The organism is Vibrio mangrovi (genome assembly GCF_024346955.1).
Lineage (GTDB): Bacteria > Pseudomonadota > Gammaproteobacteria > Enterobacterales > Vibrionaceae > Vibrio > Vibrio mangrovi.
Genome location: NZ_AP024883.1, coordinates 3,400,841 through 3,414,410 on the forward strand (window position 1 = coordinate 3,400,841; position 13,570 = coordinate 3,414,410).

Sequence of the window (13,570 nt, forward strand, 5' to 3'; positions counted from 1 at the left end):
CTTAACCAATGAACAGCTAAAACTTAGCGTGTCATCAAATTATTCATTTCTAAAATCGGCATCAGGGTTGCCATCACGATAAATAAAACCAATCCAGCCATTAATGCAATCAACATTGGTGTAAACAAACCCAAAGCAATATTGACTGTCGCTTCAAACTGTTCATCCTGATTATCCGCAGCACTAATCAACATTTTTTCCAGCTCACCACTCTGTTCCCCACTGGCAATCATATGTAGCATCATCGGAGGAAAGAGCTGAGTCTGTTGCAAAGACTTCCGGATGCTGGCACCTTCCCGGACAGATTCCGCAGCTTCCTGTACTTTTTGCTTCATGTAGGTATTCTCAACGACATCTTTAGCAACGATCATTGCATCCAGAATCGGGATACTACTAGAAGAACAAATTGCCAAAGTCCGGGCAAAACGAGAGGTATTCAGCCCCCGAACAATTTTCCCTATCATCGGAACACTCATTAGCCTGCGATGAAAAGCAAATCGGATATGTGGCCGTTTTAAAGCAGACTGAAGCAACGCCCATCCGCCTAACACCAGTAGTAAGACCAACCAGCCCCATTCCTGAACAAAATGGCTCATATTTAACAAGAGTTGGGTTGATGCCGGCAGTGTTTGTCCCATCTGAATAAACTGTCCTACGATTTTCGGCACAACTGCAGCCAGAAGAAAAGCAACAATCGTAACCGCAAAAACAACCAGAACAATTGGATAGATCAAGGCCTGCAACAACTTTGATCGCATCTTCTGCCGGTTTTCGGTATAGCTGGCCAACCGGCTCAAAATCATATCCAGATGCCCGGATTTCTCACCGGCAGAAATCATTGACCGGAACAGGCTATCAAAAATGTGCGGATAGTCCGCCATACTGTCGGCTAATGTAAACCCTTCTGTCACTTTCGCTCTGACCCGGGTCAGAACACTGCGAATCCGCGGTTTTTCCGTCTGTTCTATGACGGCCTGCAAGCATGACTCCAACGGCATCCCAGACTGTATCAACGTAGACAACTGCCGGGTCAGTAAAGCCAGATCCGTCGCCCGGATCCCTCTTTTCCAAGTGGTAGCACTATTCTTGGTCTGACTATTTTTCTGAACCTGTGTCGCTTCAACGGCAATTGGTGTCAGTCCCTGCTCCTTCAAACGCTGGCGGACATGACGAGCACTATCTCCTTCGATCACGCCTTTCTTACGTTTACCTTTGAGATCGAGTGCCTGATATTCAAACGCAGCCATCAAACCTCCTCAGTCACCCGTAACACTTCTTCAAGTGTCGTGACACCAGCCCGAACCTTATTCAGTCCATCCATACGAATACTCGGACATGATTCCCTGATCCGTTCTTCAATCGCCTGCTCACCGGCTTCGGTGTGAATCAGTGACTTGACCTTTTCATCAATCACCAACAGTTCGTGAATCCCGGTTCGTCCCCGATACCCTTTGAAATGGCACTTTTCACAACCTTTCGGCGCATATAACGTCAGACTTTCATCTTCCTGCAAATCAAACAGATTGCGCTGTTCTTTCTCTGCTTCAAATGGCTGCTTACAATCCGGACATAAGGTACGGACCAAACGCTGAGCCAGAACACCAACCAGAGATGAAGAGACAAGAAATGATTCGATGCCCATATCTCTCAGACGCGTCACCGCACCTATCGCAGTGTTTGTATGCAATGTTGACAACACCAGGTGGCCAGTCAGAGAAGCCTGAACGGCAATCTGTGCCGTCTCCAGATCCCGGATTTCTCCAACCATCACGACATCGGGATCCTGACGCAAAATTGCTCTCAGCCCGCGGGCAAATGTCATATCAACTTTTGGGTTCACCTGAGTCTGACCAATACCATCGATATCAAACTCAATTGGATCTTCAACGGTCAGAATATTTTTCTCATTCCGATCCAATTCCTGTAAGCCGGCGTAAAGTGTGGTCGATTTACCAGAACCTGTTGGTCCGGTAACCAATAAAATCCCATGTGGTCGTTGCAGAAGCTCCCTGAATCGAACAAAAATCTGCTCCGTCATACCCAAACTGTATAAATCCATTTGGGTAGCATTTTTATCTAAAATACGCATCACCACACGCTCGCCATGAGATGACGGCATTGTAGACACACGAACATCCACAGCCCGGCCACCGATTCTCAAAGAAATACGACCATCCTGAGGCACCCGTTTCTCCGCAATATCCAGCTTTGCCATAACCTTCACACGTGAAACCAGCAGCGGTGCTAATTTACGGCTCGGAGATAAAACTTCCCGCAACATACCGTCAACCCGGAAACGGATCGACAATGATGTTTCAAAGGTTTCAATATGGATATCAGAGGCTTCTTCTTTGATAGCCTCACTCAACATGGCATTAATCAGTTTGATAATTGGAGCATCGTCATCAGAATCCAGCAGATCCTGATTATTTGGTAATTCTTCAGCCAGTGCGAAGAAATCGTCACTGTCAGCACCTAAGTCTTCCATCAGTTGTCGTGTTTCAGAAGTATCACGCTGATAGACCTGAGTTAACTTTGATTCAAATTCCGATTCAGAAAGAGCCACCAGCTCAAATGACTTCTGCAAGACCCGTCGTGCCTCGGCTAAAGCTGAAATTGACGCTGGTTCAACATAATAAAGACATGGCGTATCCTCCTCATGCGAGGCATCAAACACTAACTTATACCGGCTTGCAAAACTAAAAGGTAAACGCTGCACAACTCTACTCCTGTTCCTGAGGAACCTGATCGAGAAATGCCTTTAATTCTGCCGGATAATGGATCTGCGAATCGAATGTAGGTAATACCGGTGTTTTCTTATCACCCATCAATTTCAGACCTCTTTCCGCTTTGACAAGCTGTTCAGCACGAATAAAGTTATACTTCCGCTGAGTCACACCATCGGCGGTAACGCCATCCCGGATAATTGTCGGCTTAATGAATACCATCAGGTTGCGTTTCTCAACTTTGGTACTGGTTGAGCGGAACAAATAGCCCAACAGAGGAATATCACCAAGCAACGGTACTTTCGAATCACTTTCCTGAGTCCGCTCGTCAATCATTCCACCTAAAACCAGCATCTGACCGTCTTTCACCATGACCGATGTATTCAACTGACGTTTAGCAAACCGCACATCAACCGCACCGTCAGCAGCCAGAACATTCGAAACTTCTTGCTCAATATTAAGCAGAACCGAATCACCCTCGTTAATCTGAGGAACAACTTTTAATTTGATACCAACTTCTTTCCGATCGACAGTCTGGAAAGGATTATCGTTCCCTGAACTTGAAGTCGCACCAGTCAATACAGGCACTTCCTCTCCAACAACAAAAGAAGCCTCACCGTTATCCATCACAGTAATACTGGGTGATGACAGAATATTTGAGCTGGAATCATTCGAGACAGCGCTAATCAAAGAGGTCCAATCGCCCATGACAATGCTCACTGCCGCACCTTCAACACCACTCAAAGCATCAGACAATGAGCTGTAGTCTCCGGATTCTGTCGTCGTGTAAGGTCGCCGATTACCATTATTATCTGTGTAATATTCGGTACTGACCTGATCTTTGGCCTCTTCAAGACCGACCATCACATCACCAATAGAAGCACCGCTATTACCAAACTGAATTTCCGAACCACTCTCAATCGAGCCCCATTGCACCCCAAGATTAATCCCTTCACCTTCGGACATTTCGACAATCAGTGCTTCAATTAAAACCTGGGCCCGGCGGATATCCAACTGGCTAATTACGTCCAGTAGCGGCTTCATAATATCCTGTGGAGCACTCAATATCAGAGAGTTGGTATCTTTGTGAGCTGCGATCGTGACATCAGTGCGGCTTGACGTAGAAGCTTTCTGATCCCCCTGTTTCTCCGACTGAATATTATCGGAAACACCTTTCAGGACATCGACTAAATCTTCAGCTTTGGCATATTTCAGATAAACAACCCGGTGGTTACTTTTCGTCGCCATTTCAACATCCAGACGTTTAATCAGCCGTACGATTCTTTTCCGGACTTTCGGATCTCCGGAAATCAGAATCGAATTGGTACGATCATCAGCAACCAACTGAGGTTGTAAAATTTGAGGTAGGTTTCTCGTTTCTTTATTTGTATCCAGCGCACTCACAATCCGGACAATTTCCGGAGCAGAAGCATTTGTCAGCGTGACAACATCAATATCCGTATTTCCGGCCTGATCAACCCGCTCAATAATCTGAGCCAGACGATCGACAACGGCTGAGCGTCCGGTCAGCAGGATAATATTGGCCGGTTCATAATGAACAACATTACCAGCTCCGGCATTGTTCACTAACTGACGCAACAAGGGAGATAGTTCTTTTACGGAAACATTATGCACCGAAACCACTCGGGTAATTACACTATCTGCATCCGTATTGCTACTTGAATCCAATACCGGAATAGCTGATGTTTTTGCATCTTTGGATTTAATAACTTTCAGAACACCATTGTCCATCTCAACAACAGCAAAGCCATATACTTCCAGAACGTTCAGAAAGAAACCGTAGTATTGGTCATCATTGAGTGTGTCATAACTGCGCACATCAATTTTTCCCCGGACCGAAGGATCGACAATAATTGTTTTGTGTAGGTTACGACCAACGATGTTAATAAATTCTTGAATATCTGTGCCTTTAAAATTGACGCTGTACTCATTCGCTAAAGCTGCCGGAGAAAGAATCAAACTCCCTAGTAGCAACCATGCGCTTTTTTTTAGCCAATACTTCACGTCTTCACTCCCTCAATGCCTAGTGACGCTGCATTAAAATTGAATATATATATCATGAGTCTGCCCATCTCTCTCCACCGTAATTTTTACGTCCGATAGGTCTGATAGAACTTTGGTGATGTCAGGCATTGCATTTTCCTGCCTTAAGTCAACATCATTCAGTCTGATGGCAATATCACCATTCTGTAATCCTACAGAACGAAATAACTCCGGTGAACGTCCGGGGCTCAAACGATAGCCGATGATATCATCATCACGTTTCATCTGAGATAAACGAACATACTGAAATAAAACCTGAGGATTATCCGCAATCTCCTGTTTTATTTCATCCAGCCGTTCCGACTGAGTACTACGTTCTCCGCTCTCATAATTGACAAAATCATCCGGAGCCGGGGCTGGTTCTGAAGGATGAATCTGAGCTCTGGTCGTATCAAGACGACTATACTCAACATCTTCCAGCATCAGTGTTTCATCTCTTCCCGCGTTACGAATAATGACACGGTCATTAAAAACCGACTCCAATGTGACCCGAGTACCCTCAATCCGTTCTTTCAATCCGTAAGTTGCCTGTACGCCCTGAAAAGCGATTATGGCAAGATCTTCTCTGTTATTATCACTAACTACAACACCGACAAGTTTCAGATTTAACTTTGTTTTCGGTGCATTCACGGCAGTCTCACGAACAACTGTTTTTTCACTCTGTTTTTGTACTTCACCAAAAAGTTTTTTGTTTTTCACAAACTGTCCGTCAAAAACATCAACTGAACCATGCTGTTCCAAAGATGATGGTTTCCATGAGGCAACCTGAACTGTCTCAAACGGCGCCCAGACAAGCTGTCCGAATACCCAGACAGCTCCCAGCCATATCCCAACAGAGACAATGGTACTGAGCAATGGTTGATAATGAGTGAAAGAACGCAATAAAGACATGAATAATGCAGGTACTGAGTTCTTTAGTGTGTCAACTTGTGGCAATCTCTAACCCTTTGAATTTATCCCTGATTAATCGGCATAACAGATCATATCACGCCGTATTAAAACCCTGACTAATATAACATACCCGATTCACTATCCACTGTTTTATACTCAAATTTCATCATTTTCTTGAAAACCTAGGGATAAACCACCATTTATCCCTCTGTTATTGAGTAAAACAACATATTCAAAGGACGATTTTCACTATGAGTTCTACCGGAGAGCTGATACGGCTAGATAAATGGCTCTGGGCTGCACGATTTTATAAAACCCGTTCAATTGCCAGAAATATGGTTGACGGCGGTAAAGTCCATTATAATGGGCAACGGACTAAACCAAGTAAAATCGTAGAAGTCGGAGCGATCATCACGCTTAGACAAGGGCAAGAAGAAAAAGTTGTCATCGTTGACAAAATATCAGGCCAACGCAGGGGAGCACCTGAAGCACAGACGCTGTATACAGAAACAGCAGAAAGCATTCAGAAGCGGGAAGCTCATGCAATGCAGCGGAAGCTCAATGCACACAACCCGAGTCCGGAGAGACGCCCTGATAAAAAACAACGACGCGATATAATCAAATTTAAACATCAATAGAGAACAAAGCTGGAGTTTCCTTCATGGCAAGCAATATGTTAAACCGCTACCTGTTTGACGAATTATCGGTACGTGGTGAGCTGGTACAACTGGATGAAGTTTATCAACAAGTCGTTTCCAGTCAGGAATATCCGGCCCCAATTCAGGCTCTGCTGGGAGAGTTGCTTGTCGCAACCACGCTTCTCACTGCCACACTTAAGTTTGAAGGAGCAATTACAATACAACTTCAGGGTGACGGCCCGGTATCTCTTGCCGTCATCAACGGTAATCACGAGCAGAATGTTCGTGGTGTTGCCCGGTGGGAAGGTGAAATCCCTGAAGATGCGACTTTGTGCCAGTTGATGGGAAAAGGCTATCTAGTGATTACTATCGACCCGGACAAAGGGGAAAGATATCAGGGTATTGTTGCTTTGGAAGGCGATCGGTTAGCCGATGTTCTCGAGACTTACTTCGAACAGTCAGAACAACTGAAAACACGTCTATGGATTCGGACCGGACAGTCGGAAGATAAACTCAATGCTGCAGGAATGCTCCTGCAAATCATCCCCGATGGCACAGGCTCTCCTGAAGACTTTGAACATCTGGAGCAGTTAACCGACACCATCACCGATAATGAGCTCTTCTCGCTGGAAGCCAATGAATTACTTTACCGACTGTACAATCAGGAAACCGTCCGGCTTTTTGAACCACAACCGGTTACTTTCCGTTGCGGATGCTCCCGCCAACGTAGCGGGGCAGCAATCATTGCGATTTCAGAAGAAGAAATCCGGGAAATGCTGGAAAAAGATCCCATCATTTCACTCCATTGCGAATATTGCGGCACAACCTATCAGTTTGACGAAAATGAGATCAAAGAGTTACGTTACCGCTCGCTGGATCAAAACAAAACCATTCATTAATTCTCGCCTATTATTAAGCAATTTTTCCATTCTTTAAGCCAGTTTAAAAACTGGCTTTATTGATACTTATACAACATAAAACACTGCCTTTCCGTATAAAACTCAACATATTATCAACACTTAATTTTCATAAATTAATAATTTCTCTCACCTAGTCTAAACTATCTTGTATAAGTTAAAATAACTTGCCCAGATATGTGACGAAACACTTAAATGCTCACTGGAAATGTGGATATTTTTTGAACCATCTCCCTGTTTTCGATGGTCCTCGTTGCTAGCATGGTGTACAGATTACATAAAAAATTCTTACAAAATCTCTACAATTCCTACAAAGGAGCACCTATGACCGTAATGGAACAAATAAAGGCTGCAAACATGGATCTTACCTCTTATGGCATCACTGATGTGACCGAAGTTATTCATAACCCGAGTTATGATCAGTTATTCGAGGAAGAAACAGCTTCTCACCTAGAAGGCTATGAAAAAGGAGTCTTAACCGAACTAGGCGCAGTGGCTGTTGACACCGGTATTTTCACCGGCCGTTCCCCGAAAGATAAATACATTGTGAAAGATGACACCACGAAAGATAATTTCTGGTGGACCTCCGACACCGTAAAAAATGATAACAAGCCCATTTCTCAGGCTGTCTGGGATGACTTGAAAGGACTTGTCACCAAACAACTGTCGGGTAAACGCTTGTTTGTTGTCGACGGCTATTGTGGCGCAAACCCCGATACCCGCCTTTGTGTCCGCTTCATCACAGAAGTCGCCTGGCAGGCTCATTTTGTGAAGAATATGTTCATTCGTCCAAGTGACGAAGAGCTCGCAACATTTGAACCAAACTTTGTGGTGATGAATGGCGCTAAATGTACCAACCCTAACTGGGAAGCTCACGGTCTGAACTCTGAAAACTTCACCGTATTCAATCTAACGGAAAAAATGCAATTAATCGGCGGCACCTGGTACGGCGGTGAAATGAAAAAAGGCATTTTCGCCATGATGAATTACTTCCTGCCGCTGAAAGGAATTGCAGCAATGCACTGCTCAGCTAACATGGGAAAAGATGGTGATGTTGCGGTTTTCTTCGGTCTGTCCGGTACAGGGAAAACCACACTATCAACAGATCCGAAACGAGCTCTGATTGGTGATGACGAGCACGGTTGGGACGATGATGGTGTCTTTAACTTTGAAGGTGGATGTTATGCAAAAACCATCAAGTTATCTAAAGAAGCCGAGCCGGACATTTACAACGCGATTCGCAGAGATGCGCTGCTTGAGAACGTCACTGTCCGTACTGATGGTACCGTAGATTTTGATGATGGTTCTAAAACAGAAAATACTCGTGTTTCCTATCCGATCTATCATATCGATAATATCGTCAAACCAGTATCGAAAGGTGGACACGCCAGCAAAGTAATCTTCCTGTCTGCTGATGCGTTTGGTGTATTGCCACCGGTTTCTAAGCTCACTCCTGAGCAAACCAAATACCACTTCCTGTCTGGTTTTACAGCAAAACTAGCAGGTACTGAACGTGGCATTACAGAACCGACACCGACTTTTTCAGCCTGCTTTGGTGCTGCATTCCTGACATTGCATCCAACCAAATATGCAGAAGTTCTGGTCAAGCGAATGGAAGCAGTCGGCGCTGAAGCTTATCTGGTGAATACTGGTTGGAATGGCACCGGAAAGCGTATTTCCATTCAGGACACCCGAGCGATTATTGATGCGATCCTTGACGGCTCCATTGAAAAAGCTTCGACTAAAACTGTGCCAATCTTTAACCTTGAAATCCCGACATCACTACCAGGTGTAAATCCGGATATTCTTGATCCTCGTGACACCTATGTTGATGCTCTGCAGTGGGAAAGCAAAGCCAAAGATTTAGCTTCTCGTTTCGTGAAAAACTTTGACAAGTATACCGATAACGATGAAGGTAAAGCACTGGTTTCTGCCGGACCACAAGCGGATTAATATCACCGAAAAGATATCAACAAGCCCCTATTTTCAGGGGCTTTCTTTCTAACCACACGAATTTTGTTGAAGCAAATCGATTTTTGTTCCAATCTGTTAGACCGAATTAACCGATGGTCTTAAAAGATGAAAGCTGGCGTGATCCGGGTATTCCTCGTATGTATTCTGCTACTCCTGACGTGTATCACTCTCGGGATTATCATCATTCAGTCGCCCTATATAACACCAGTAACCCAATGGCTGATTCAAAAAACCTGGCTTCCGACTTTTCATACCAGACAAGTCAGTTACCAGTACCCATATCATCTGCAGTTCGAGCAGGTAACGTTTGACCAGGAAACATCTCCGATTCAGACACTGGACATCTGGATTAATCCCTATCAAAGCCATATAAGTCAGCTTGTGTTGGATAGTGTGCTCCTCGATGGCATAACACTAACCAGCAGAGACATTTCTCTGCTGACAGACATTCCCAGAGTTAAGCTCAATCAATTAGCCATTCGCAACATGTCTGTGACTACAGCAGATGATCTGGCTATTCACGGCCTTAATATACAGATCCAGAATCCGGACTGGTATCAGGCGAATACTTCGATACCATACGGAGATATCCAGCTTCATGCAGATCAGGTGATATGGCAGGGGGAAACCCTAACCGATTTACTGATCACCGGTAGTTACCAGCCTCAAAATAGTCAGATTCACAGCCTCTCAGCCAAATGGCGTGGCACATCACTTTCACTACAGGCAGAAACAGACGGACACCGCTGGTCTATCAATAACCTGACAGCAGAGAAAGTGAATTTATCCCGATCGCAACTCAACCAGCTGGAATATAAATTCGGAGATGTCATCCGCAAACATATTCAACGAATTGACCGGCTCGATCTTTTAAACAGCCAGTTGACTACCCCTCGTATCCGGTTAAACAATTTTGACTTATCCGTATCAGATTTATCTCTGAATAAACCTGATTTCATCTGGGGACAAACACATGCTGAAGTTTCACTGGATGCGGAAAGCCTTTCTCTTGACGAGCTCATGTGGGTAGAACCGAGCATAAGTATTAGTCTTACCCCAGAGAAAATGGATATTGACGATTTCAGTGCAAAATTTATGGATGGACAGCTTCACGCTTCCGGAGAGATTACACCGGAAACAGCCAAAATTCGTGATCTCCAGATCCAAGGAATTAAAGTCTTTATCGAAGCGGGTTCGGAACCTGATTTAACCTGGCTGAAATCACTCATCCCGCCACTGCAACGAGTCGAGGTCGAACAGTTAAAAATCCGGAACAGCCAGATCATCCAATTAGCCCATCAACCCTATTGGCAATTATCGGGTATTAATACCGATGTAGATCATGCATTACTGCTTGACCATCAGAGGTGGGGGTTGTGGCAGGGCTCTGCCAGAATCTCAGTCAATAATCTCAGCTATGACAAATTCATTGCATCTCAGGGGTTGGTAGAAATGCACAACCAACAAGATACCTGGATTCTTGACCGGCTCTTTGTGCCTTTTTCCAAAGGATATCTGGCCGCTAAAGGTCAATGGCAATACGGCCAGAAAGGTGCACCATGGCAATTTTCAGTGGAAACCGACAGTCTTCCCCTGAATCTAATCAGGCAACTTCCTTTCCATATACAGGGATTAGCCGATATTTCCGGCTCAGCACAAGGGTTGTCCGGAGATTCTGTGATTCTTAGCCACACGCTGAGCGGATTATTAAATATTGATATCCGGGACGGTCAGCTTCAACTTCCGGGGACAAAAGAGCAGCCCAGTGATTTTATGGTGCACTCTATCGAAGTATCAGGAGATCGCGGACAAATTTCCATCCCTGAGATTCAGTTGAAAACGAATAACCTGAAAGCGACAATCAGCGGAGCCTGGGATCTGACTCAGTCGAAAGAAGGAGCTTTAACCTTATCCGTCAAAGACGGGGAAAAGCAGACACTCTACAATTTACTTGATCCGGCAAAAGCTGATTCTTCTGCGACAGATTCGCCTGAAACGGATTCATCTAAAACGTCACAGGAAAAGTCAGCAAATGAGCCATGAGCTCAATGTCTATTTCCCAATCAATGCCTTATAGTTCGGTATTAACATGTATGTACCGATGAACTGAACTGCGGGGTCATCGCCACTCTTGATGGTGACATTGACAATAATGCGTGCTTTACGGCCAGACTCTAATCTATCCAGATCCCCGCTAATATCGTCCAGCGACGTCACAGCAACCGGGTTATCCAGTACTGGCTGACGATAACGGATACGGCTATCCACCAGCACAATATCACCGTAGAGACTACGTTCACGCATCAGCAGCCACGCCATTCCCCATCCGGTTAATGTCGCCAACGTAAAAGCAGAACCAGCAAACATCGTATTATGTGGATTCATATTTGGATTTATCGGCGCACAACATTCAAACTGATAACCAGTGTACTGATTGATTTTGATCCCCATTTTTTCACTAATCGGAATCTGACTTTCCCAGCGTTCCTGTAACTCGGTACACCATTGTGGTTTACGCTGAACATTAGCCATTGGATCAAGTTTTTTCACCATCTGCTGATGTCGGACAGGCCCTCGTTCGTCACTCAGTTCACCTCGACGTTCGAAGCCGTTTTTTTCATAAAAAGCAATAGCATCTTCTCTGGCATTACACACCAGACGCTTCGCGCCATCCTGACGGGCAAGAGATTCCAGCGTAACGAGCAGCAATGAACCCATTCCCCGATTACGCCGGTTGGCTTTTACTGCCATATAACGGATTTGCCCTTCACAATCTGGGGTAATATATAAACGCCCAACGGCCATCGGCCGCCCCCGGCTGTCAACAATCATCCGATGGTGACTCATCGGATCATATTCGTCCCGCTCTGATCCCTGAGGCAGATGCCACGGTTCCCGTAGCATCTGCCATCGAAACAGATAATATTTATTCACCTGATTCTCAGTTTGGGGACTAATAATCTTAAACATGAATTGTTCCTGTATTATTTCCTAAACCTGTAGCCAGAAGGTCACCGGCCCGTCATTCACCAATGACACTTTCATATCTGCGGCGAACCGTCCTCTTTCAGTCGGGAGAACCTGTGCACACTGATCAGAAAAATAGTCATATAACCGTTCAGCATCTGCCGGATCTGCACCACGAGAAAAACCGGCCCGTGTACCTTTTTTCGTATCAGCCGGTAATGTGAACTGCGAGACAACCAAAACCTTCCCACCAACTTGCTGAACATTAAGATTCATCTTTCCCAGATCATCTTCAAATACCCGGTAGGTTGTCACACGTTCAACCAAACGCCTGGCCTTAACCTCATCGTCACCCTTCTCAACCCCTAGCAATACCAATAATCCTTTCCCGATATCACCAACGACAGTACCGTCAACAACAACGGATGCTTCACTTACCCTCTGAATCAGTGCGATCATCGTTTTTTCCTTTTTCTACATATTTCTCAACCGAATTGTCCGATTTTAACATGTCTTCATGCCAGGAATCATACTCTCCTAAAGAAGCGGTAACCTCAGCCCCCAGTAATACAATTAACCAGGAAAAATAAACCCAGATAAACAGGATTGGGATAGCAGCCAATGCACCATAAATAACCTGATAGGACGGGAAGTGGGTAATATAAGCAGTGAAACCTGATTTACTGATTTCAAAAAGTAATGCAGCAATCAAAGCTCCAGATAATGCATGTCTCACCCGAACCTTCTTATTCGGTACCAGTACATATAATCCGGTAAAAGCAGCGAAAGAAAGCAGAAAAGGTAATCGTCTGAGCAGCCACTGTGAAAAACCATGCAATGTTTCATTTGATACCAGATTCAATGACGCAATGTAAGAGGTCACCGCAAGGCTGGCCCCGACCAGAAGAGGTCCCAGTGTCAGAACCATCCAGTACATAGAAAAAGAGAAGACCCAGCGACGTTTCTGATGAACCCGCCAGATGTAATTCAATGTTTTATCGATGTTAGAGATCAGCGTCAACGCAACAATAAATAAAAATAAGCCACCGAATGCAGTCATCTTACTGGTGTTGGAAACAAAATCGTGTAACGCCTGATTCACTGCCTCTCCGGCCGCCGGGACAAAATGGGTAATGACAAATGTTTGGATTACCTCACCGGCATCGTCAAAAATAGAAAAAGCGGATAACACAGACAGAAGAACTGTCACCATCGGTACGAAAGACAGTAAAGAAATATAAGCCAGATATCCCGCATTTACCTGAATACGGTCATGAATAATCCGCCGCCACAGATAACGAGAAAAAGCAGTAACAGAGACCATGATTTGTTGAGTATTCATATTCAATACCGAGACCTCATCAGCATGATGCAATGATCCTTAACTTTACTT

The 13,570-nt window shown here is 44.8% G+C and carries 11 protein-coding genes; 4 read left to right on the top strand and 7 right to left on the bottom strand.

All coding sequences use genetic code 11. The annotated features are described in order from the left end of the window. Nucleotides 1–23: 23 nt before the first annotated feature. From gspF to gspC, 4 genes are read right to left on the bottom strand one after another with little or no spacing between them, the layout of a single operon-like run. Entirely contained in the window at nucleotides 24–1,247 is a 1,224-nt protein-coding gene (gene gspF, locus OCU74_RS15170) for a type II secretion system inner membrane protein GspF (RefSeq protein WP_087482801.1), read from the bottom strand. After that, nucleotides 1,247–2,749 (bottom strand): type II secretion system ATPase GspE, encoded by a 1,503-nt coding sequence (gene gspE, locus OCU74_RS15175; RefSeq protein ID WP_143693310.1) that lies wholly within the window; start codon nucleotides 2,747–2,749, stop codon nucleotides 1,247–1,249. Before gspE ends, gspF begins: the two co-directional genes overlap by 1 nt. Continuing rightward, nucleotides 2,724–4,751, bottom strand: coding sequence for a type II secretion system secretin GspD (gene gspD, locus OCU74_RS15180; protein WP_087482799.1), 2,028 nt, complete (start codon nucleotides 4,749–4,751; stop codon nucleotides 2,724–2,726). Before gspD ends, gspE begins: the two co-directional genes overlap by 26 nt. A 33-nt stretch (nucleotides 4,752–4,784) precedes the next feature. Beyond that, nucleotides 4,785–5,681: a type II secretion system protein GspC gene (gene gspC, locus OCU74_RS15185; protein ID WP_087482798.1), complete on the bottom strand. Its 897-nt coding sequence runs from the start codon at nucleotides 5,679–5,681 to the stop codon at nucleotides 4,785–4,787. 251 nt (nucleotides 5,682–5,932) lie between these two features. Here gspC and hslR point away from each other — a divergent pair, with 251 nt between their 5' ends. The 4 genes from hslR to OCU74_RS15205 all read left to right on the top strand — a co-directional run bounded on the left by hslR (nucleotide 5,933) and on the right by OCU74_RS15205 (nucleotide 11,253). Then, nucleotides 5,933–6,319, top strand: coding sequence for a ribosome-associated heat shock protein Hsp15 (gene hslR / locus OCU74_RS15190; RefSeq protein ID WP_087482797.1), 387 nt, complete (start codon nucleotides 5,933–5,935; stop codon nucleotides 6,317–6,319). A gap of 23 nt (nucleotides 6,320–6,342) precedes the next feature. Next, on the top strand, nucleotides 6,343–7,218 hold the full coding sequence (gene hslO / locus OCU74_RS15195; protein WP_087482796.1) for an Hsp33 family molecular chaperone HslO: 876 nt from the start codon (nucleotides 6,343–6,345) through the stop codon (nucleotides 7,216–7,218). 342 nt (nucleotides 7,219–7,560) lie between these two features. Further along, on the top strand, nucleotides 7,561–9,189 hold the full coding sequence (pckA, locus tag OCU74_RS15200) for a phosphoenolpyruvate carboxykinase (ATP) (protein ID WP_087482795.1): 1,629 nt from the start codon (nucleotides 7,561–7,563) through the stop codon (nucleotides 9,187–9,189). Nucleotides 9,190–9,315: 126 nt separating this feature from the next. Then, a complete protein-coding gene (locus tag OCU74_RS15205; RefSeq protein ID WP_087482794.1) occupies nucleotides 9,316–11,253 on the top strand; it encodes an AsmA family protein in 1,938 nt (645 codons plus the stop codon). A 9-nt stretch (nucleotides 11,254–11,262) separates the two neighbouring features. On the opposite strand, the gene OCU74_RS15210 is transcribed toward OCU74_RS15205, so the two are convergent. From OCU74_RS15210 to OCU74_RS15220, 3 genes are read right to left on the bottom strand one after another with little or no spacing between them, the layout of a single operon-like run. Further along, nucleotides 11,263–12,180, bottom strand: coding sequence for a bifunctional GNAT family N-acetyltransferase/hotdog fold thioesterase (locus OCU74_RS15210; RefSeq protein ID WP_087482793.1), 918 nt, complete (start codon nucleotides 12,178–12,180; stop codon nucleotides 11,263–11,265). A gap of 21 nt (nucleotides 12,181–12,201) precedes the next feature. Beyond that, nucleotides 12,202–12,636, bottom strand: coding sequence for a D-aminoacyl-tRNA deacylase (gene dtd / locus OCU74_RS15215; RefSeq protein ID WP_087482792.1), 435 nt, complete (start codon nucleotides 12,634–12,636; stop codon nucleotides 12,202–12,204). After that, the gene (locus tag OCU74_RS15220; protein WP_087482878.1) at nucleotides 12,608–13,519 is read right to left on the bottom strand and encodes a virulence factor BrkB family protein; all 912 of its coding nucleotides are present in this window, start codon (nucleotides 13,517–13,519) and stop codon (nucleotides 12,608–12,610) included. The genes dtd and OCU74_RS15220 overlap by 29 nt, the downstream gene beginning before the upstream one ends. Nucleotides 13,520–13,570 lie beyond the last annotated feature (51 nt).

What these genes read in the sequence shown, in the direction of transcription:
- gspF (WP_087482801.1), bottom strand. Translation starts at nt 1,247, where the DNA reads ATGGCTGCGTTTGAATATCAGGCACTCGATCTCAAAGGTAAACGTAAG.
- gspC (WP_087482798.1), bottom strand. Translation starts at nt 5,681, where the DNA reads ATGTCTTTATTGCGTTCTTTCACTCATTATCAACCATTGCTCAGTACC.
- hslR (WP_087482797.1), top strand. Translation starts at nt 5,933, where the DNA reads ATGAGTTCTACCGGAGAGCTGATACGGCTAGATAAATGGCTCTGGGCT.
- hslO (WP_087482796.1), top strand. Translation starts at nt 6,343, where the DNA reads ATGGCAAGCAATATGTTAAACCGCTACCTGTTTGACGAATTATCGGTA.
- pckA (WP_087482795.1), top strand. Translation starts at nt 7,561, where the DNA reads ATGACCGTAATGGAACAAATAAAGGCTGCAAACATGGATCTTACCTCT.
- OCU74_RS15205 (WP_087482794.1), top strand. Translation starts at nt 9,316, where the DNA reads ATGAAAGCTGGCGTGATCCGGGTATTCCTCGTATGTATTCTGCTACTC.
- OCU74_RS15210 (WP_087482793.1), bottom strand. Translation starts at nt 12,180, where the DNA reads ATGTTTAAGATTATTAGTCCCCAAACTGAGAATCAGGTGAATAAATAT.
- dtd (WP_087482792.1), bottom strand. Translation starts at nt 12,636, where the DNA reads ATGATCGCACTGATTCAGAGGGTAAGTGAAGCATCCGTTGTTGTTGAC.
- OCU74_RS15220 (WP_087482878.1), bottom strand. Translation starts at nt 13,519, where the DNA reads ATGAATACTCAACAAATCATGGTCTCTGTTACTGCTTTTTCTCGTTAT.